The 17,606-nt window shown below is 64.9% G+C and carries 17 protein-coding genes and 1 tRNA gene; 9 read left to right on the top strand and 9 right to left on the bottom strand.

Going from position 1 to position 17,606, the window contains the following annotated elements; translation table 11 throughout:
- The first annotated feature begins 149 nt into the window (after positions 1-149).
- A complete protein-coding gene (locus M0208_RS11135) occupies positions 150-1,226 on the top strand; it encodes a phosphotransferase (protein ID WP_258891769.1) in 1,077 nt (358 codons plus the stop codon).
- A 228-nt stretch (positions 1,227-1,454) separates the two neighbouring features.
- Here the strand turns inward: M0208_RS11135 and M0208_RS11140 are convergent, their stop codons facing one another.
- Genes M0208_RS11140 through M0208_RS11150 form a run of 3 tightly spaced genes read right to left on the bottom strand, consistent with a single transcriptional unit; the run spans position 1,455 to position 4,083 of the window.
- Positions 1,455-2,789: an aromatic ring-hydroxylating dioxygenase subunit alpha gene (locus tag M0208_RS11140; protein WP_258891770.1), complete on the bottom strand. Its 1,335-nt coding sequence runs from the start codon at positions 2,787-2,789 to the stop codon at positions 1,455-1,457.
- Positions 2,790-2,810: 21 nt separating this feature from the next.
- On the bottom strand, positions 2,811-3,323 hold the full coding sequence (locus tag M0208_RS11145; protein ID WP_258891771.1) for a cupin domain-containing protein: 513 nt from the start codon (positions 3,321-3,323) through the stop codon (positions 2,811-2,813).
- A gap of 1 nt (position 3,324) precedes the next feature.
- A complete protein-coding gene (locus M0208_RS11150) occupies positions 3,325-4,083 on the bottom strand; it encodes an SDR family NAD(P)-dependent oxidoreductase (protein WP_258891772.1) in 759 nt (252 codons plus the stop codon).
- A gap of 355 nt (positions 4,084-4,438) precedes the next feature.
- Here M0208_RS11150 and M0208_RS11155 point away from each other — a divergent pair, with 355 nt between their 5' ends.
- The 6 genes from M0208_RS11155 to M0208_RS11180 all read left to right on the top strand — a co-directional run bounded on the left by M0208_RS11155 (position 4,439) and on the right by M0208_RS11180 (position 12,514).
- Positions 4,439-6,898, top strand: coding sequence for a TonB-dependent receptor (locus M0208_RS11155; RefSeq protein WP_258891773.1), 2,460 nt, complete (start codon positions 4,439-4,441; stop codon positions 6,896-6,898).
- A gap of 84 nt (positions 6,899-6,982) precedes the next feature.
- Positions 6,983-7,891: a VOC family protein gene (locus M0208_RS11160; RefSeq protein WP_258891774.1), complete on the top strand. Its 909-nt coding sequence runs from the start codon at positions 6,983-6,985 to the stop codon at positions 7,889-7,891.
- Between the two features lie 25 nt (positions 7,892-7,916).
- The gene (locus tag M0208_RS11165; RefSeq protein ID WP_258891775.1) at positions 7,917-9,053 is read left to right on the top strand and encodes an FAD-dependent oxidoreductase; all 1,137 of its coding nucleotides are present in this window, start codon (positions 7,917-7,919) and stop codon (positions 9,051-9,053) included.
- Between the two features lie 17 nt (positions 9,054-9,070).
- Positions 9,071-10,222, top strand: coding sequence for a S9 family peptidase (locus M0208_RS11170; RefSeq protein ID WP_258891776.1), 1,152 nt, complete (start codon positions 9,071-9,073; stop codon positions 10,220-10,222).
- A 60-nt stretch (positions 10,223-10,282) separates the two neighbouring features.
- On the top strand, positions 10,283-11,572 hold the full coding sequence (locus M0208_RS11175; RefSeq protein ID WP_258891777.1) for an MFS transporter: 1,290 nt from the start codon (positions 10,283-10,285) through the stop codon (positions 11,570-11,572).
- A gap of 12 nt (positions 11,573-11,584) precedes the next feature.
- A complete protein-coding gene (locus tag M0208_RS11180; RefSeq protein WP_258891778.1) occupies positions 11,585-12,514 on the top strand; it encodes a LysR family transcriptional regulator in 930 nt (309 codons plus the stop codon).
- Here M0208_RS11180 and M0208_RS11185 read toward each other — a convergent pair.
- From M0208_RS11185 to M0208_RS11195, 3 genes are read right to left on the bottom strand one after another with little or no spacing between them, the layout of a single operon-like run.
- Positions 12,509-13,321: an alpha/beta fold hydrolase gene (locus M0208_RS11185; RefSeq protein WP_258891779.1), complete on the bottom strand. Its 813-nt coding sequence runs from the start codon at positions 13,319-13,321 to the stop codon at positions 12,509-12,511. The two genes, M0208_RS11180 and M0208_RS11185, sit on opposite strands and share 6 nt — an antisense overlap.
- 9 nt (positions 13,322-13,330) lie before the next feature.
- Positions 13,331-14,191 carry a hypothetical protein gene (locus M0208_RS11190; protein ID WP_258891780.1) on the bottom strand — a complete coding sequence of 287 codons (861 nt, stop codon included), beginning with the start codon at positions 14,189-14,191 and terminating at the stop codon, positions 13,331-13,333.
- Positions 14,192-14,220: 29 nt separating this feature from the next.
- Entirely contained in the window at positions 14,221-14,823 is a 603-nt protein-coding gene (locus tag M0208_RS11195) for a cytochrome b (RefSeq protein ID WP_258891781.1), read from the bottom strand.
- A 155-nt stretch (positions 14,824-14,978) separates the two neighbouring features.
- Between M0208_RS11195 and M0208_RS11200 the strand changes: the two genes are divergently transcribed.
- Together M0208_RS11200 and M0208_RS11205 are read left to right on the top strand one after the other, a co-directional pair.
- Positions 14,979-15,854: a hypothetical protein gene (locus tag M0208_RS11200; protein ID WP_258891782.1), complete on the top strand. Its 876-nt coding sequence runs from the start codon at positions 14,979-14,981 to the stop codon at positions 15,852-15,854.
- Entirely contained in the window at positions 15,851-16,141 is a 291-nt protein-coding gene (locus M0208_RS11205) for a hypothetical protein (protein ID WP_258891783.1), read from the top strand. Before M0208_RS11200 ends, M0208_RS11205 begins: the two co-directional genes overlap by 4 nt.
- 331 nt (positions 16,142-16,472) lie before the next feature.
- Here the strand turns inward: M0208_RS11205 and M0208_RS11210 are convergent, their stop codons facing one another.
- The 3 genes from M0208_RS11210 to M0208_RS11220 form a co-directional block, all read right to left on the bottom strand.
- On the bottom strand, positions 16,473-16,703 hold the full coding sequence (locus tag M0208_RS11210) for a hypothetical protein (RefSeq protein ID WP_258891784.1): 231 nt from the start codon (positions 16,701-16,703) through the stop codon (positions 16,473-16,475).
- Positions 16,704-16,734: 31 nt separating this feature from the next.
- The gene (locus tag M0208_RS11215) at positions 16,735-17,133 is read right to left on the bottom strand and encodes a DNA/RNA non-specific endonuclease (protein WP_258893228.1); all 399 of its coding nucleotides are present in this window, start codon (positions 17,131-17,133) and stop codon (positions 16,735-16,737) included.
- Between the two features lie 346 nt (positions 17,134-17,479).
- Positions 17,480-17,566: transfer RNA gene (locus tag M0208_RS11220), tRNA-Leu, on the bottom strand.
- Positions 17,567-17,606 lie beyond the last annotated feature (40 nt).

Raw genomic sequence — 17,606 nt, forward strand, 5'->3', positions numbered from 1 at the left:
GTCGAGTCGAGGTTAGACCACGCCACGGCGGCGTCCAATCGGGGTTCACGGGCGAACCATCGACGCCGCCGATCAATACGCCCGCGAAAACTATTTGGCGCGCGTCACCGCCCGCGCGATCGTTATCGCCGTGCGAGGGAGAGGATCACATGGACGGGACACGCACCGCGCCGCGGCTGCTCGATACGCTGGCCGAAATCGACGGCGACTGGCTGGAAAGCGTGCTGCATGCCGCCGGTCACAGCGCACGGGTCCGCGAGTTCGCGATCCAGCCGATCGGCGCAGGCAACGTCAGCGATACGGCGCGGATCGTCCTGACGACTGATGGCGATGCCCCGGCCTCGATCGTCGCGAAATTCCGTCCGTCCACGGCGTCGTCGCACGCCCACGGCGTCGGGAGCGGCGCTTATTCCATCGAAGCCGGGGCCTATCGCCTGTTCGCGGCGGCCACCGACGGATGCCGCATTCCGCGCATCCTGTGGCTGGCTGGGACCGACGACAACATCAATCTGGTGATGGAGGATTTGAGCCGGGTCACACGCGCTGGCGATCAGGTCGCGGGATGCGGCGTGGAGGATGCGCGCCGGGTGATAACCCAGTTCGCGCGGCTGCACCGCACATTCTGGCCGCTTGCAAGCAAGGACGCCCCGCCCTGGGCGATCCGAATGCCTAGCGCGGGCGATTATTGGGTGCCGGTGCTGGAAAGCGCCGTTTCGCAGGTTGCGCAACGTTTCGCGGATTTATTGCCTGATCGGCACATCGCCCTGGTGGCGGAGGCCGCCACCGTCAGCCGCGCGTGGCACGATCTGCGTCACCCGGCGATGACCATCACGCACGGCGACCCGCGCGTCGACAACGTGCTGTTCGACGACGATGCGGGTGAGGCGATCCTGATCGACTGGCAGGTCGCCGGCGTGCGGAATCCGATGCACGATGTCGGCTATTTCCTGTCGGGCAGCGTCTCGATCGAGGACCGGCGCACGAGCGAACGCGAATTGCTCGATCTATACGCCGACGAATTCGGCGCCACCCGCGGCTATGTGATGAACCGGATCGTCGACGATTATCGCATCCAATTGATCAGCGGGTTGATGACCACCGCTGCGGCGGTCGCGCTGCTGCCCGATGCGCCGCCGGTCAACCGCCTGCTGCTCGCTCTGCTCGAACGCAATTGTGCGGCGGTGGAGGATTGGGGTTCGATCGCGGCCATACGCCGACGCATGTGATCCCGGCTGTCGGCCCCGACGCTATTCGCGCTGACTGCGCTTGCGGGAAATCCGTCTTTCCGCGTTTTCCTACACGATGCCGATCTGATAACGGTCAGGCGCTGCCGAACGCTCTTTCATAATCGCCGGACCCCATCCAAACGACAGGCGCGTTTCGTGTGAACTTGTGTGAACTTTGGTCGGCCTCGCGCGACAATCCGTTCGCTGATACGCGATGCCCGCCGCGCGCTACGGCCCCGCTTCCTCCTTCTCCGCGCCTTGCGCCACCCCGAACCGCGCCGCCGCTGGCGGCAGGCCGGTCGAATGGCCGGGGTCGATCCCCATCGCCGCGCAGAATTCCTCCCACACCGCGCGCGGCTGCCCGGCCTGGAACAGGAATTCATGCATGTGATGGCCGAAGAACGGATGCTTCATGAACGCGTCCAGGCTCGCGCCCTTGACCAGCAGGTCGCGCTCGGCGGTCGGCAGTTCGACGTTCTTGGCCTTTTCGGGATCGCGGATGATGCCCTTGGGGTCTTCGCCGCGTTCGACCGCGGCCACGTCCTTCAGCAATTGCTTGCGCAGCATCTGGATGCCGCGGTCGGACAGGCCCAGTTTCTCCTTCGTGCGGTCGGCGATCGTCCCCTGCCCGACCCAGGCGACGAAATCCTGGTTCATCACGTGGCGGCTGTGCCAGCGTCCCGTCTCGGGATCGACGACCGGCCCGCGCCATGTCGGGATGCGATCCTGGACATAGAGCTCCTGCTCGTTCGGCACGCGATTGAACATCCACCCGATGCTCAGCATGTTCTCGTCGTCGATCGGTATGCGCCACTCGAAATGGTCGCCCAGATAGAAAGCGTTCGGCCACAGGCACACGCGCCCGACGGTCCACATGGAATGGTTCTCCATCAGGTCTTCGCGCTTGCGCTTGTAGATCAGCCCGTACTCGAATTCGTCGAACGCGATCTCCATGTGGCGCGGCCCCAATTCGGCATTCTCGTCCTCCTGCCGCCGCCCCCAGTTCATGTGCATCCATTCGAAATGCACCGGATCGATCGAATTCTCCTGCGCCTGAAGCCAGTTGCACGGCAGTTCGGAGATGACGATCTGGCGGAATCCGTTGTTCCAGCCGAACGGCTCCCAGTCGGGCAGTTCCGGGGCGGGCGACGGCCCCATGTACGTCCACAGCAGGCCGGCATGGGCCTTGACCGGATAGGCCTTGATCCGGATCTTGTCCTTGTATTTGGCCTGCGGGACGACGGTGTCCTCGAACGGCATTGCGACGCACTGTCCGGTCTGGTCGTAGGTCCAGCCGTGATAGCTGCAGCGCAGGCCGCACTTCTCGACGAAGCCGTAGGACAGGTCTGCGCGGCGATGCGCGCACTGGCGCTCGGTCAGCCCGAAGGTGCCGCTGAGGTCGCGGTACAGCACCAGGTCCTCGCCGAGCAGGCGGATCGCCTTGATCCGTTCCGAATCGAACTCGCTGACCCCGGCCACGGGGAACCAATGACGGCGCAGCACTTCGCCCATCGGCGTGGCCGGTCCGACCTGCGTCAATAATTCGTTCTGTGCCGCGTCCATGATACTCTCCGCGCTTGTCTTTCAGGATTTCGAGGGAACCGCGCCCGGATGGATCGCGGGCAAGGCCACGCCGTCGACGGTCGCGGACGTCGCATCCAGCAGCGCGAAGGCGACACGCGCGGTCGTGTCCGCACTCGGGTTGCGCCAGCCGTGGATCGTCCCGCGCTGGATGATGATGCCGCCCGCCTCGACCAGCGTCACGGCGTCGTCGTCGAGCAGGAGCTCGATCGCCCCGGACAGGACGATGCCGTAATCCAGACTGTCGGTGCGGTGCATCGGCGCGCGCTTGCCGGGCAACAGATCGACCGCGCGCAGCACCGATCCGCCCGGCTGCGTCAGCCCCACCGTACGCTCGCGCCCGTCGGTCGCGTCGTCATTGTCGACCGGGGCCGTCGCGGTGGTCCAGACGAGCGTGAACAGCGCGTCCCCGCTCGGGTTCGGCCGACTATCGAGCAGCGCGTCGGCGATGACGACGGCCTTGCCGGCGGCGTCGTGGCCGGTGACGACCCGGCGAACGGGGGGTAGTGCAGACATATCAGCTCCCATCGGTAATCACGGTGCCGCCGTCCGCGACGATCACCTGTCCATTGACGAACCCGCCCGCGGGCGCGGCAAGGAACACCGCGACGCCGGCGATCTCATGCGGCTCGCCCATGCGGCGCAGCGGGGTCATCTGCATCCGCCTAGCCATGAACGTTTCGTCGGCTTTCAGATGATCGGCCAGGCGCGTGTCGATCAGCCCCGGCGCGATCGCATTGGCGCGCACGCCTTTCGGCCCCCATTGCACCGCGATATTGCGCGCGAGCTGCGCGATTCCCGCCTTGGCCAGCGCATAGGCGTCGATCTTCGCATTGCCGCGCAGCGCGGAAATGCTCGATATCAGGATGACGGACGCGCCTTCGCGCCCCGCCATGTGCGGCAACGCATGCTTCGTCAGCACCGCCATCGACCGCAGATTGACCGCGATGACGCGATCAAAGATCGTCATGTCGAGCGGGTCGGCCGATGGTCCGCCCTGAATCCCGGCGTTGGACACCAAGATGTCGATCCCGCCGAAGCGTTCGACCGTCTGCGCAACCAACGCAGCGATGGCGGCATTGTCGGAGACGTCGCATGTGATGCCGGTCGCACCCAATGCCGCAGCCGCGGCAGCGGTATCGCCGGCATTCTCGCTCGACACGATCACGGTCGCTCCCTGCGCGATCATCGCTTCCGCGATCGCATAGCCGAGGCCCCGGCTCGACCCCGTCACCACCGCGATCTTGCCCGACAGGTCGAACAACTGCGTCGTCATTTTCCTCGCATCCTCCCAGCTTCTCGCGCGCTTTATTCTGGTATTAAGGAATAATGCGACGGTCGGCAAGCGGTGCGTTGTTTCGCTCGATTTGCGACACGACGGCATCGACCAAAGCATCTACGTCGCCATCGCTGACGAAGCCGGCCGACGAAGCCGACCGCGCTTGTCACCACGACCCGCAAGCCGCCACAATAGAACCCCGTCGACGCGCGCCTCATCAGCGGCGCGATGCGCCCGCCTCCATCAGCGCGAGGGTGGAATACCGGCAGACATCTGACGATTATCGATTGCCTTCGGTACTGAATTCTGTATTTTGGGAATTAGAGCCGAAGAGCTGCGATTGGGAGGGGTTATGAAGCATATCATCTTGGCGGCGGTGTCCGGTCTGGCCATCGCCGTCGCGTCGGCGCAGGCGCAAGCCGCGCCGGTCGGGCAGGCCACGCCAGCCGACAACGCGTCGCAGGGGGCTGCGACGTCATCGGCGGACGATGAGCGCCCCGGCGGGCTGGAGGACATCATCGTCACCGCGCAGCGCACCGAGGAAACCGCGCAGAAAGCGCCGCTCGCGATCGCGGTGATCAAGCCCGAAGAACTGATCCGCCAGAACGTAACCCGCGCGGAAGATCTGTCGCGCGTCGTGCCCGCGCTGGTCGCGACCGCGTCGGGCGGCCCCAACACCACCTTCTTCCTGCGCGGTGTCGGCAACACGACCAACAATTCGTACAGCGATCCGGCAATCTCGTTCAACTATGACGGCGTCTATATCGGCCGCCCGAATTCGACCCAGGGGTTCTTCTACGACCTGCAGCGGATCGAGGTGTTGAAGGGGCCGCAGGGCACGCTCTACGGCCGCAACGCCACCGGCGGCGCGATCAACGTCATTCCCCAGCGCCCCGAAGTCGGCGTGAACAGCGGCGAGTTCCAGGCGAGCTACGGCAATTACGAAGCGGTCCAAGCGCAGGGCGCGGTCAATCTGGCGATCGGCGACACCGGCGCGTTCCGCCTGTCGGGCGCGTACGTCAAGCATGACGGCTATCTGTCCGACGGCACCGGCGATCAGGATCAGAAGAGCGTGCGCGCGCAGGTACTTGCCGAACTGACCCCGAACCTGACGACGCGGATCGGCGCCGATTTCTCGCACCAGGGCGGCGTGGGTCCGGGTTCCTTCATCTACGGCACCTTTGCCTTCAGCCCCCCGGTCGCCGGCTATGTTTTCACGCCGACGCCGCAGCTCGGGCCGAAGGTCGGGGTGCACGATCCGCGCACCGAGGCGTTCGTGCAGACGCGCTTCATCCCCGGCGCCGGCCGGTTCTCCGAACCCGTGAACAGCTATCCCAGCTCCGACAACAGCGTGTGGGGCGTCACCAACGAAACCAATTGGGTAACCGGCGCGGGTAAGCTGACCGTTCAGGCCGCGTATCGCGAATCATTCATCCATTCGCTGTCGACCACGTCGAATTTCCGCGGCTTCCGCCAGGATGAGGGCAACGATCAGACGACTATCGAAGCGCGCTTAGCCGGCAAGGCGGGTCCGGTCGATTACCTGATCGGCGCGTTCCTCTTCGATGAAAACATCGACAGCAAGGCGGCGATCAACCAGCTGACGGTGCTGCCGATCCAGACGTACAAGACCGGCACCAACTCGAAGGCGGTGTTCGGCAAGCTGGGTCTGCATGTCGGCGACGGGCTGACGCTGACCGCGGCGGGCCGGTATACCGACGATACGAAATTCATGAATGGCGTCAGCGACGTGTATACGTTGAGCTGCGGGAATCCCATGCTTCCCCCGGCGCAGGATCTGTGTCCGGCCGTGCCGCTAATACCGCTGGTCTTCACCGCAGCCGACGTGCGCGCCTTTTACGCTGCCCGCGGCATCCTGGTCGGGACCAACGGCGTGCAACCGCCTCCGGTGGTCAACGGCGCGAGAGTGCTCAACAGCCGGGTCGTGATCGATTCGACGCTGGAGACCAAGAAGTTCACCTATCGCCTCGCCGCCGACTGGCAATTCACGCCCGCGAACCTGCTGTACGCCAGTTATGAAACCGGCTTCCACGGCGGCGGCTTCAATTTCGGCAAGGGGCTTGAAACCTACAAGCCGGAAACGATCGAAGCCTATACGATAGGGTCGAAGAACCGGTTCTTCGGCAACCGGCTGCAATTCAACGTCGAGGCGTTCTACTGGAAGTACAAGGATCAGCAGATCGCGCAGTTCGGCACCGATTTCAGCACGCCGCCGATCTCGGTATTCTACACTTCGAACATCGGCCGCAGCGTGATCAAGGGCGCCGACGTCGATCTCGACTTCTTGCTGACCCCCACGACGCGAATCGGCGGCAGCGTCCAGTATCTCGACACCGAATATAAATCGTACACCGTCACCGCATCGGTGATGGGTCCGGTGCCGAACTTCGACACCAACGCCTGCCAGATCACGCGGACGACGATCTACACGATCGACTGTTCGGGCGCGTCGGCGCTGTTCTCGCCGAAATGGTCGTTCAACGTGAATGCCGAGCAGACCATCCGGCTCGACGGTTTCAAGCTGGTCGCGCAGGGCGGTACGCGGTGGCGCGGCGATTTCTTCGCCGCCACCAGTTATCAGCCGTGGGTGATTTCGAAAGCCGTGTTCCAGTCCGACGCGTCGCTGACGCTCGCGCCCGAATCGGACGACTGGTTTGTGGCCGCCTTCGTCAACAATATCGAAGACAAGCGGCGCATCACTCAGTCCAACGTCAACGCAACGCTGGGCACGCAATCGGCCATCGCGACCGCGCCGCGCACCTACGGCATCCGCATCGGTGGGCGCTTCTAGAGGTGCAGGGGCGATCGTCCGGGCTTGTATTTCCTGTAAACAGGAATTATGGTCCGGACGATCGAAATCACAGGAAAATTCATCATGACCGCCCGAGTGACCGACCTTCATTATGTCGCCCACGCCGTGCCGGACCTGGCGGCGGAGCGGAAATTCTATGGCGAGACCTGGGGCCTGACCGAGGTGGCCGAGGAAGACGGCAAGATCTATTTCGCCGCCGAAGGGTCCGAACATCCGTTCGTCATCCGGCTGCGCCAGGACGACGAGAAGAAGACCGACCTGATCGGCTTTTCCGCCGGCTCCGCCGCCGATGTCGACGCGATCTTCGCGCAGGCGGTCGCTGCAGGGGCGAAGCCGATCGCCGAGCCCGGCTCTGCGGAGGGTCCGCACGGCGGTTATGCCGCGCGCTTCTTCGATCCAGAAGGCCGCGCGCTCGAAGTGATCTGCGACGCGGACAAACGCGCCGCGCGGGAGATCAAACCGGGCGAGGCGATCCCGATCGGCCTCAGCCATGTCGTGCTGCATTCGCCCGATCATAAGGGTCTGCTGAAGTTCTACGAAGACGTGCTCGGTTTCAAGCTGTCCGACTGGATCGGCGAGTTCATGGTGTTCCTGCGCTGCAACCCGGCGCACCACCGCCTTGCGATCATGCCGGGCAAGCCGGCGCTGAACCATGTCGCGTTCGACGTCGCCTCGGTCGATGAACTGATGCGCGGCCTCGGCCGGCTGACGAAGGACGGCGTCACGCTTAGCTGGGGGCCGGGGCGGCACACGGCGGGCAACAACACTTTCACTTACTACCTGACCCCCAACGGCAATGCGGTCGAATACACCTCCGACCTCGAGGATATCGACGACGCAACGTGGGTGCCCAAAACCTATGAAATGACGCCGCAGATCACCGATCAATGGGGCACAGGGCGGATCATCATGGGCAACGTCCCGCATCAGACGATGGACGCCGACAAAGGACTCTGGTGCGTACCGGCCTGAGCCGGCCGCGCCGGGGGGCTGCACAATGCTGAAGAACGTTCTGGTCGTCGGCGGCGGCATCGGCGGGATGACGGCTGCGCTGGCGCTGGCGCTGGCGCGGCGCGGCGTCGCGGTGACGCTGATCGATTCCGATCCCGCGTGGCGCGTCTATGGCGCGGGCATCACCATCACCGGCATGTCGCTGCGCGCATTCGACGATCTCGGCGTGCTGGACGAAATTCGCGCGCGGGGTTTCGTCCATGACGGGATGCGCCCGCTAAAGTTCACCGGCGAACCGCTGGGCGAACCGATGCGCGCGCCGCCGGGGTCGCCCCCGGTCATGTACGGCGGCGGCATCATGCGCCCGGTGCTGCACGACATCTTGTCGACGCGCGTCCGCGCGGCCGGGATCGACGTGCGGCTGGGCGTGAAGGTCGAGACGCTGGAGCAGGATGACGTCAAAGACTCTGGGGGCGTCGACGTCGCGTTCAGCGACGGCGTGACCGCGCGCTACGATCTGGTGGTCGGCGCGGACGGCATCTTTTCCAAGACCCGGGCCATGATCTTTCCCGATGCGCCGAAACCGCAATTCACCGATCAGGGATGCTGGCGGATCGTCGCCAATCGTCCTCCGCAGATCGATCGCGCCGAAATCTACTTCGGCGGTCCGCTGAAGCTCGGCATGTCGCCGATCTCGCAGGAACAGATGTACGTCTTCCTGCTCGAACACGTGCCCGGCAATCCGTGGTTCGCGCCCGAAACGCATGTCGCGCACCTGAGCGAACTGATGGAGCCGTTCGGCGGCAATGTGCCCGCAGTGCGCGCGGCGCTCGGCGAGGATTCGCAGATCGTCTACCGTCCGCTCGAGTGGCTGCTGCTGCCCGATCCCTGGTACAAGGGCCGCGTGCTGCTGATCGGCGACGCCGCGCATGCGACCACGCCGCATATGGCGTCGGGCGCGGGGCTGGCGGTCGAGGACGGGCTGGTGCTCGCCGAGGAACTGGCGAAGATCGACGACGTGGCGGCGGCGCTGCGCGGCTTCATGGATCGCCGGTTCGAACGCGCAAAGCTGGTGGTGGAATCGTCGGTTCGCTCGGGCGAGATGGAAATCTCGGGCGGCGACCGTGCGCAGCAGACCGGCCTGCTGGCGTCCGCCACGCGGGCGCTCGCACAACCTTATTGATATTGCAGGATCGACTCATGACCCTTCTGGACCCGCGCATCGCGCCGCCTCGCACGCTGGAGGAACTGCGCGAAGACGTCGTCAGGCGGATCAAGGGGAACGGCTATCCCGGCCGCGGCATCCGTCTGGCGGACGCCGCGGCCGCGATGACGGCGCTCACGTCGCTCGATCCCGACGAATGGGCCAGCGTGTGGACGGTTGCCGGCGATCGTGTCGTCGAGGAAGCAGAACGCACGACGCGTCCGGACGAGCAGCGCGAACTCTTCAAGACCGCCTTTTCCACCTATACGATGGGCCGGTTCCCGACGCCGGTGACGCCGGGCAAGCGCGCCGCTTACGACAAGGCGCTCGCCGCCTATATGCGCTATGCCGATCTGCTCCCGCAGAAGCTGGAAGTGGTGCGAATCCCATTCGAGGGGGCCGAGATCATCGGCTATTTCCGCAAGCCCGAAGGGCCGGGGCCATTCCCGCTGATGGTCCAGTGCGGGGGACTCGATTTCTGGAAGGAACAGGTCGCCGACGAGGCATTGTCGTACCTGCCGCACGGCATCTGCGTGTTCGGGATGGACATGCCCGGTACCGGCCAGTCGCCGATCAAGGGGGATGTCGGGTCCGAACGCATCTTCAGCCGCGTCTTCGACTGGGCCGAAACGCGCGCCGACATAGACTCGACGCGAATGTTCATGCGCGGCGTCAGCTGGGGCGGCCACTGGGCGACCCCCGTCGCGATCGCCGAGAAGGACCGGCTGCTCGGCGCGATCAATCACGGCGGCGCGGTGCATCATTTCTTTCAGCCGGAATGGCAACTGAAGGCGCTCGGCACACGCGAATATCTGCTCGACCTGTTCGGTGCGCGCGCGAATGTGTTCGGCGTGAAGACGCTCGACGAATTCCTCGCATACGGCTCGCGCATGTCGCTGCTGATCGACGACCAGATCGATCGACCGTGCGCGCCGATGCTGGTGATGAACGGCGCGAAGGACAGTCAGGTGCCGATCGCCGACCAGTTGCTGCTGCTGCAACGCGGCGACGCGAAAGAGGCGTGGATCAATCCGAAGGGCGTTCACATGGGCTTCGGCGCGGGCTGGGGGCCGGAGCGCACGATCCGCGATATCATCGCGCCCTGGCTGCTCAAGAAACTGGCCCAGCACGATAGCGGTCAATCGTGATGATGGCGGCGGCGTTGTCCGGTCCGGCCGCCTACGTCACGATTGGCGTGGGGAACTGACATGAACGTCACGAATGCCCATCCCGCGTCGACCGATATCGCGCCGCCGCGCAGCGGCCTGGTCGCCGCCTATGCGCTGACGCTGCTGCTGCTCGCCAACATCTTCAACTATGCCGACCGCGCGCTGCTGGGCATCGTCGTCGAGCCGATCCGCAAGGAATTGCTGCTGAGCGATACGCAGATCAGCATCGTTTCGGGTTTCGCCTTCTCGCTGTTCTTCCTGATCGCCGCCATCGCCATCGCGCGGCTGGTCGATCGCGGCAACCGCCGCCTGATCCTGGCGGTGGGCGTCGCCTTGTGGTCCTGCGCGACCGCGGCGACCGGCTTCGCGCAGGGGTTCTGGACGCTGGCGCTGTGCCGGATGCTGGTGGGCGTCGGCGAGGCGGTGGTGTTCCCGGTCGCGCTGTCGCTGCTCGCCGATCTCTATCCGGGGCCGCGGCTGACGCGGCAGGTGTCGATCTTCCAGGCAAGTTCGGGGATCGGCATCATGGTCGGTTCGGTGCTGGCCGGCATCCTGGCCGCGGCGCACGGCTGGCGCACGATGTTCGGGATTTTCGGCGTAGCGGGACTCGCCTTGGTGCTGCTGATCGCGCTGACGATGCGGCCGACGCCGCGGATCGCGTCGGCCGACGCGGCGCCGGCGCAGGATCGCAACCTGATCGGCGCGCTCCGTGCGATCCTGCAGGTTCCGGGGCTCGGCTGGCTGGCGCTGGGTTATGGCGCATCGAACATGGCGCTGGCGTGCCTGCCGGTCTGGTCGCCCGCCTTCCTGCTGCGCTCGCACGGCGTGCAACTGGCCGAGGTCGGCGCGCTGGTCGGGCCGCCGGCGGTGCTGGGGGGCATCGCCGGCGGAATCCTGTCGGGCATTCTCGCGACCCGGCTGATCAAGCGCAGCGGCAATCGCCGCGCCGGGCTGATCGTGCCGATCATCGCGCTGCCGCTGGCGATCCCGGCCTATGCGACGTTCCTGTTCGCGCCCTCGCTCCAGACCGTCGTGCTGGCGATCGCGGTGATGAACTTCCTGCTGTCCAGCGGCCTCGGTCCGTGCGTCGCGCTCGCGGTGTCGCTGGTGCCGGCGACGCGGCGCGGCATCACCTCCACGCTGATGTTGATCGTCCAGAATTTGCTCGCCTTCGCGATCGGCCCGCTGCTGATCGGCGTCGTCAGCGACGCGTTGCACCCGGTCTATGGCGAGGACGCGCTACGCTATGCGCTGGCGACGATGCTCGCCGCTCCGCTCGCCGCCTCGCTCCTCCTGTGGACCGCCCGCCGCCGGATCAGCGCGGGCTAGACCGCTCCCGCCATGCGTCTCGACCGGCTCGACCTCAACCTGCTAATCGCGCTGGACGCGCTGTTGCAGGAGCGCGGCGTGTCGCTCGCGGCCGATCGCCTCAACCTCAGCCAGTCCGCGGCGAGCGGCGCGCTCGCCAGGCTGCGGGAGTATTTCAACGACGATCTGCTGGTCTTGCACGGGCGCAGCATGGCGCTGACCCCGCGCGCCGAAAAGCTGGTCGATCCGGTCCATTCGGTGCTGGAGCAGATCCGCGCCACCATCATGGTCGCCGAGCCGTTCGACCCGGCGACCTCGGATCGCACGCTGTCGATCATGGCGACCGACTATATCGTCGAAATCCTGCTGCGGCCCGCAATCGTCGCCTGCGCGACCGAGGCGCCGGGCATCCGGTTCGAGCTGGTGCCGATCGTCGAGCACCCGGTGGACGCGCTGCAGCGTGGGCATGCCGACCTGCTGATCGGCATCGACAATGTGGTGTCGACCGACCATCCCAGCGCCTTGCTGTACACCGAGGATTTCGTGGTCGCGGGTTGGCGGGACAATCCGCTGCTTACCGGGCCGATGACCCTGGAATGCTATGAGCAGCTTGGTCACGTCGCGGTCCGGTTCGGGCGCCAGACGTCGAGCTATGAATCGACGGCGACGCGCCTGCGGTCGGTGGCGCGCCGGGTCGAGGTGATCGCGCCCAACTTCATGTCGGTCGCCAGTCTGCTGGTCGGGACGAACCGTATCGCAACGATCCACCGGCTGCTCGCGGTTCGCCTAGCGGAGTTCCTGCCGCTGACGCTGATGGAATTGCCGTTCGAAATGCCGCCGGTGCGGGAGATCGCGCAATGGTCATCCCGTAACGCAAACGATCCGGCGATCGCCTGGCTGGTGGATCGGCTGAAGCGGATCGCGGCGCAGCTTCAATCCACGTCCGGCCGAACCGCGCTATGATCGAGCGGTTGCGTCCTTCGCAAGGAACGCGATCACCGCCGGCACCGCCGCCGGATCCTCGTTGAGAAAGCCGTGCGCGCCTTCGAACAGCTGCATTTCCGAACCCGCGATCCGTTCGGCCATGAAACGCTGGCCCGCTTCGGTGCCAAGGCGGTCGTAGCGGCCGCCGAACAGCCCTACGGGGACCGTGATCTGGTCGAGCCACTCCCGCGCGTCATGCTCCTCGCGCGCCTCTAACTGGCGGCGCGCGCCCATCGCTGCATGTGGGTCAGACGGATCGACAGGACCGCCGCGCTTGCGGCCCGTTGCGAGCAGCTTGGCCGTTTCCTCGGGATGCGCCGCCTGCCATTCCGCCGACTTGCGCAGGTCGAGCGACAGCATCGTCCGCGCGCGTGTCTCGGCGTCCCTGTCATGCAGGTCGAGCAGCGGATAGCCGAACGGCCCGCCAGGGTTGGCGCACGCCAGCGCCAGACGGGTGATCCTTGTCGGATGCCGCCGCGCCAGTTCCTGCGCGACCGAGCCGCCAAACGAGACGCCGAGCACCGCGGCGTCGTTCCACCCGATCAGGTCCATCAACGCCGCGGCGTCGTCGGCATAATCGGCCATGCTATAGTGCTTATCGGGCTTCTCCGTCTGGCCAAGCCCGCGCTGATCGTAGCGCAGCACCGTGAAATGATCGTTCAGCGTATCGACATACGGCTGCCTGCGCCGCAGGTCGGCGCCGGTGCCGTTGATGAACAGCAATCGCGGCCCCGACCCGACGATCTCGTAATACAGCGTGATGTCACGGATTTGGCCGAACGGCATGTCAGACCCTTACTTCTTGCTTTCGAACACCGCTTCTACGGACTCGAAATAGCTGAACGTGCTGACCACCTTCTCGTCCGCCGGCACCGGAATGAAGCCCGAATAGGAGTGGGTGGCCAGCAGCATCCCCGCGGTGATGCCGTCGCGGCTGCGCATCAGGTTGACCAGCGGGAACATCGAGATGAACGGATCGACCAACGGATGCCCGCCGATCGTATCGACCAGCCGCTCGCCGCCCGCGTCCATCGTCACGCGCATCTTCAGCCAGTCGAGTTCCTGCCAGTCCTTGCGCGGGGTGCCGACGACATAACCGCCGGACGCGTTGCCGTCCGCGAGCCCGTCGAAGCGCGGGTTGATCCGGTAACCGTTCACCACCTGGCGCATGTGCGCCGCGGAATCGAAACGGAAGCGCGGGCCGATGACCTCGAATACCGGCACGGCTTCGAAGCCCTCCAGGATTTCGTGATAGCCGTAGGGTTTCTCGCGCGCGGGAAAATCCCTCAGCGCGCGAAACGCCAGTTCCGGTTCGATCCAGCGATGCTGCGAGGTTTCCGGCGGCAGCACCGCCGGGCTTTCCCAGATGTCGTAGATCGGCGTGCGCAGCGGGGCCTGCTGGATCATGGCGTTGATGTAGAATTTCCAGCCGAGGACCGGCCGTCCGAGCAGGTCGATCACCAGGTCGCTGATCTGCTGCGCCTCGTCGCGGTTGCGCGGGGCTGTGTCCTCGGGGAAGCCTTCCTCGCCCTGCAGTTCGATCTCGCCGCGACGCATCGCGACGATCAGTTCGGCGGCCTTGCGATAGCGTGTCGGCTCGTGCGGAAATTTCTGCGGCAGCGGCCCGCGGCCAGCAGGAGGTTCTTGTTCGGACATGCTGGTTCCTTGAAGTTATTGGCCGAAAACTAGCGGCTGATCGGAAGCATCCGTGCCAGAACGCCGTCCCGGTCGACGAACTGATGCTTAAGCGCCGCGAGTATGTGCAGCGCGGCCAGACCAACCATCACCCACGCCAGATTGATGTGGACGAAATGCGCCGGCCCGGCCGAGGCGAAACCGCGCGGGACGGGCAGGAACGGCACGTCGAACGGGCCGAATCCGAACGGATGCCGCTCCGGCACCGCCGAGCTCATCCACCAGCCGCTGAACGGCAGGATCAGCAGGAGGACATAGAACAGGACGTAGGTCGCCTCCGCGATCCGGCGCAGTGCCGGGGCCATGCCGTCGGGCAGCGCGGGCGGCGTGTGCGTCAGCCGCCAGCCGATCCGCACCGATGTCAGCAACAGGATCGCTATTCCGATCGATTTGTGGAGGTTGGTGGCCGACTGCGCCGTATCGCCCTCGAACGAAGCGCCGTACCAGCCAAGCGGAATGGTCGAGAGCACGAGTGCCGCAATTCCCCAGTGCAGCGCCATCGCAGTGCGCGAGTAGCGGGCCGTGTGCGACGCCGCCCGCGTCGAATCCGCAAACTGGTCGATCGAACCGAAAGTATCTGCATCCTGTCCCATACCGGCCAAACTGCGGTCAGGCGGATGGCATCACAAGTCGCTGTTTCCGATACCAGCTATCGCCACCATCAATTCGACAGTGCCGCGCCCGCTGCGTTACCGATTGGTCGAACGGATCGATGCGTTGCGGTCCGCCGGGACACGGAAAGGCCATGATGGCAAAGCTCGTTCACCTGTCGGTCGTGCCGCACGATCCAGTTCTGCCGGCGGCGGCCGCCGGTCTAAGGCCTGATATTTCGCCGGACAGCAAACGCGTGATCGATGGGATCGCGCGGTTGCGCGCCGGGCTGGAAGCGTCGCGGCCTGACTGCATCGTGATCGCGGGCAGCGATCATCTATGCCAGTTCTTCTTCGACAACATGGCCCCGTTCCTAATCGGCAAGGCGGAGCGGATCGCGGGGCCGCCGGACTACGAGCAGCGCGATTGGCAGCTCCAACCCTATGACGCGCCGATCGAAGGCCGGCTGGCGCGCCGCATCCTGACGCAGGGTTTCGAACATGAGGTCGATTTCGCCTATTCGGACGAATTCGTCGTCGACCACGCCTTCACCGTCCCGCTCAACTTCATGCGTCCGCAGGCGGATTTGCCGGTTGTGCCGATCTTCCTGAACTTCATGGCGCCGCCGGTCCCGCCGGCGAAGCGGTATCTCAAGATCGGCGGCATCGTCCGCCGTATCATTGAGGAGTGGAACGAGGATATGCGTGTGGCGGTGATCACCACTGGCCACATGACCAACGGCGTCGGCGGCCCATACATGATGCGCCACGCGCAGATGCCCGAGAGCGCGTGGGACAAGACTATCGACGATTGCATGCGGCGCAACGATGTCGACGGCCTCGTCGCGCACGCCTCGTGGGAGGAGATGTACGCGCAGGGCAACAATACGCCGGGTTTCCTGGGCTTCGTCTTCGCTTATGGTGTCGCGAACGGCGCGCCTTATTCGTCGTATGATTACGTCCCGTCCGCGACACAGCCCCTGCAGTCGCTGCTCGAATGGACTGAAGATCAGCTGAATGGAGGCAGCACATGAGCCGCTATGCCGTAAACAAGGTGCTGTGGCAGGTGGCGCGCGACGACGCGGCGGCCGCGCGCCACATGGAATCGCCGGACCAGTTCCTCGCCGCCCGCCCGCTCACCGCCGAGGAACATCTCCAGTTGCTCGAGCGCGATTATGCCGGCCTGTTCGCCGCCGGGGCGCATCCGTTTCTGCTGTACACCTTCAGGATCAAGGTATCGGGCGGCTGGAGCTTCCCGCTGATGACCGACTATGTCCGCTCGCTCGCCGGCATCGACCCGCCGCTCGACATATCGACCTGACCGGGCCGTGATCCGGCGGCCTTTGGAGGGATGATCACGATTGTCGTTGACGATCATCCCGAAATGGTGCCGATCGGGCTCTCTTCGGCAGAGGGTGACGCGCCACAGGAAATAAAGACGGGCACTCAGATCATTGGATACTATCGATCATTTGCTGAACGATCGATGGCCGCGACCTATACGTCATAGTCTGGCACATAGTCTGGAACATCGTCCTCCGGGGGCCAAGGCGGGTATACGATCGGCTTGTTACCGAAGTGCCGTCGGACCACGCCGTCGCGGCGTACGATCGCATCCTCGTCAGGATCGATCTCATCAGGATAGGTATAGGTCACGTCGAACCTCCCGTCCCGAACCGATACTCGATCTCCGCCCACCGATCATCGCTATCCTGCGCTTCCCACAGATCGAGCAGCGCGTAAGGGAGCCTATTGATGTCCGGTCGTCGATACAGGATCTGGTTTTCGAGTTCCTTGAAGATCGACTCGGCAACCCAGTTGCGATCGAGCTTGGCATAGAGTAGGGTGGCAGCGAGTGGATATTCCCGATCCTCCGCCAGCATTCGCTCGATTTCGCTTAGCAGGCGTTAGGTATCATCGTTGGTCACGGGATTTCTCCGCTCGATCGTTTGGAAACTGCTGGCTTTCTTCACGGCCATCGATCGTGAACCATACATTGATCATCGATGACCGCACGGAATCGCCATCGAACCGCGGTACGATCCTTACCGTGACACGTTGTCCGGCTAGCTTGGCTCTTCCCCACTGATTTTCCAGCAAACGATACCTGCCGCGATTGAAGTTCGCATCCTGTGCGAAGTGGTTGAACGCCTCGGTTGGCCCATTGAAGCGTGCCGCAATGTAATGGCCGCCATCGTCACTCGCTCGACGCTCCGCTCCGCCCGCCTTTGCTTGCGAGGTGCGCGATCGGCTTGGCGCATTGGCAACCGTCAGCACACCGGAAACGCGTCGCGTTTGCCCTCGCGAGTCGATCTGATAGGCTTAGCCGTTGCGGACGACCGTGCGAAACTGCTCGGTTGGCGCGCTTCGTGCGGAAGTTTTGTTCGCCGCAGCGGCGCGATCCGAAGGCACAACGGCGATCGGCGAACCGTGCGAAGAGGTCGGACGCCGTTTCCGCTCAGGTGGTCCCCACGCCCCTGTTGCGGTCGATCCCCCTCCCCCGAAGCTACCGCCGCCACTGCCGGCAAATCCGCCGCCAGTCCACGTACGTTTCGCTGTCGGTTTGTGAACGGGTGCTTTGGGGGATGCCGCGCCTCTGCGCGCCATAGGCGGCGTAGGCGTCCGGCCTTGTCCTCTACGGGGTCCAGATTTACTAAAGTGGTGCGGCCGAGAAGACTCGAACTTCCACGGGCTTTCGCCCACAACGACCTCAACGTTGCGCGTCTACCAATTCCGCCACGGCCGCACGTGATGTTCACCGGGCTGGCCCGGCATCTGGCAGGAGC

The organism is Sphingomonas sp. SUN019, from assembly GCF_024758705.1.
Lineage (GTDB): Bacteria > Pseudomonadota > Alphaproteobacteria > Sphingomonadales > Sphingomonadaceae > Sphingomonas.